Genomic DNA, 2,243 nt, shown 5'->3' on the forward strand with positions numbered 1-2,243 from the left:
TGATTTAGAGCTAAATATTGGCCGAGAAATTAGCATAGATTTTGCTACCAAATTATTAATCGTTTTCTCAGGGGAAACTCAGGTTGTGAGTTTAAAATTTGTCCATACCTGCATCTCATCTAGTCGATGCCGTTATTCCCCGTACTCACGATGCTTACCTTCCCCCAACAATTGACGAAATTAACCTCACGCATCCCTGGCTACATCTATTTGTGGTTGGCGATCCCGATCTTTGGCTCTTCCAGTGCTCTCACGCGGAAAATTACCGAAATCGGTGCCGAGCATTTCGTAGGTGGGCACAATCCGATTTCTTACTGTAATGTCCTATTTACCGGAAATCTTTGTGCGCTGCTGGTGTTAATCGCGATTCACCGCCACCAGTGGAGCCGGAATACTTGGAGGCAAATATCGGGGCGGGAATGGTTTGGTTTGGTTGTTGTGGCAATCTTATCCGGCGCACTGGCTCCAGGCTTGATTTTTCAAGCATTGTCATTAACTCCCGTCACGAATGTATTGCTACTCGGTCGATTAGAGCCACCATTGACACTGGCATTATCGATCTGGCTATTGCGGGAACGGCTGAATCGGTGGGAAGTACTGGGATCGATTGTCGCGTTTACTGGTGTGGTACTGACAATCGTGCTGCAAACCGATCGATCGCACATGACTCCAGTAGCTGGATTTCAGGTTGGATTGGGGGAATTAATGGCGGTATCGGGTGCAATCTGTCTATCGATTGCGACGATTGTTGCTAAAAAGCACCTCACTCATGTGCCACTAGGCATCCATAACACCGTGAGAACGGGATTGGGCACGATCGTCTATTTCGGCTTGGCATTGTGGATGTACGGTTTCGACCATTTTATGGGTGTGCTGTCGCCGTTTCTGTGGCAATGGATGTTGTTGTACGGGACGGTAATTGTCGTCATCGGACAATCATTATGGAATATTGGTTTTCGGAATTCTTCGATCGCCACTGCGTCGCTAGTTGGTTCTTTTGCACCGATCATGGGCATTTTAGCCGCCTATTTAATCTTGGGGGAAGTCCCCACCCAGGCTCAATACATTGGCGGGATGGTAATTTTACTAGGTCTATTTTTAGGTCAAGTGGGAATTAATACCAGAACCGAACGACTCAAAAGTATCCGAGTTAGCTCTATGGAAACAGAGCAAGAAATCGAAGCAAAAATGGGGTTCAGAGGGATCTAATTGAGGAAAGTCGAATTATGGCGGATATAACCTTTGAAAAATGCAGTTAGATGATGAAAATATTGTTCCTGAATTCATCAAATTTCTGTACGAAAAATGTCTTTTTAATAATCAGATTTTATGGCGAAAATATCCAGGTAAATTAAATTCAATTTACTCGGCAAAGTCGTCCTAGTCCAAATCTGGACGCTAGGTTGTATCAATTGTCAACGGACATTACCTTGCGTTACTGGTTGGCATAAAAAGTATGCCGCTTTGCTTTTGAATGTTTTCTAGTATGGCAGGTTACGACATTACAACGATTGTGTCTTGTCGATCGAATGATGAAATATTGCCAGCTATTAACCCTGACAAATCCACGCGCCCCAATAGTGCGGATCGGCTCAAGGTTTGACATCATCAGTCGCCGTCAATGATAGTTTCCGCACTGTTTCCCCTTGTAATTCCTCGACGATCGACCGCCCAATTTCTAGCTGTTTGAGTTTGCCGAGGGTGATGCTGCGGACGTAATTTTGAGCCTGAGTGAGGGCTTCCGGTGTTGTCGGACGGGCATCAGAGCGATACAGTTCAAAAAACTCATTCATCAGCAATACCGAGAGTTTGGTGGGGATATTCCAAAGGCTGGTGATGACGTATTTGGCACCCGCGTTGGCGTAGCCTACCGGAGGTAATCGATAGTGCCCGTCGCAACCCAAATACACCTTCACTATTCTTGATCGAGCATTGGTCATTAATACCGTCGAAAATCAGGGTGCAGCCTTCTTCCCCGACTTTCTATGAGTGCCCCATTTCTCTAACTCAGCCGTCCCTCGCTCGAAAGTCTGCTCAAGGCGATTGCCGTTCGCGGCTTGCACCGTTGCTCGTGGGGGCACCCGGAAGCACTGATCGACTTCGCTCGCACGCTGTCGGAGAAGCATGGTCTGCGTGTCTGGCTCGATAAATTGGAATGCATCCCCGGTGACCTCAAGAATCAATGCGAAACCGGCATCCGCAACAGCCGATTCACCGTCGTCGCAGGCTCCCAGGCCGCACTG

At 47.3% G+C, this 2,243-nt stretch carries 3 protein-coding genes and 1 pseudogene; 2 read left to right on the forward strand and 2 right to left on the reverse strand.

Annotated elements, in window-relative coordinates; genetic code table 11:
• The first annotated feature begins 150 nt into the window (after positions 1-150).
• Together RMO27_RS09845 and RMO27_RS23815 are read left to right on the forward strand one after the other, a co-directional pair.
• A complete protein-coding gene (locus tag RMO27_RS09845; RefSeq protein WP_309731865.1) occupies positions 151-1,209 on the forward strand; it encodes a DMT family transporter in 1,059 nt (352 codons plus the stop codon).
• Positions 1,210-1,359: 150 nt separating this feature from the next.
• Positions 1,360-1,461 (forward strand): annotated as a pseudogene (locus tag RMO27_RS23815) (redoxin); the annotation flags it as partial.
• A 131-nt stretch (positions 1,462-1,592) separates the two neighbouring features.
• Here RMO27_RS23815 and RMO27_RS09850 read toward each other — a convergent pair.
• Both RMO27_RS09850 and RMO27_RS09855 read right to left on the reverse strand, forming a co-directional pair.
• Positions 1,593-1,940 (reverse strand): CHAT domain-containing protein, encoded by a 348-nt coding sequence (locus tag RMO27_RS09850; protein WP_309731867.1) that lies wholly within the window; start codon positions 1,938-1,940, stop codon positions 1,593-1,595.
• A 15-nt stretch (positions 1,941-1,955) separates the two neighbouring features.
• On the reverse strand, positions 1,956-2,243 hold a 288-nt coding region (locus RMO27_RS09855; protein ID WP_309731870.1), incomplete at its 5' end, for a hypothetical protein.

Origin of the sequence: Chamaesiphon sp. OTE_75_metabat_556 (genome assembly GCF_031378165.1) — a bacterium.
GTDB lineage: Bacteria > Cyanobacteriota > Cyanobacteriia > Cyanobacteriales > Chamaesiphonaceae > Chamaesiphon.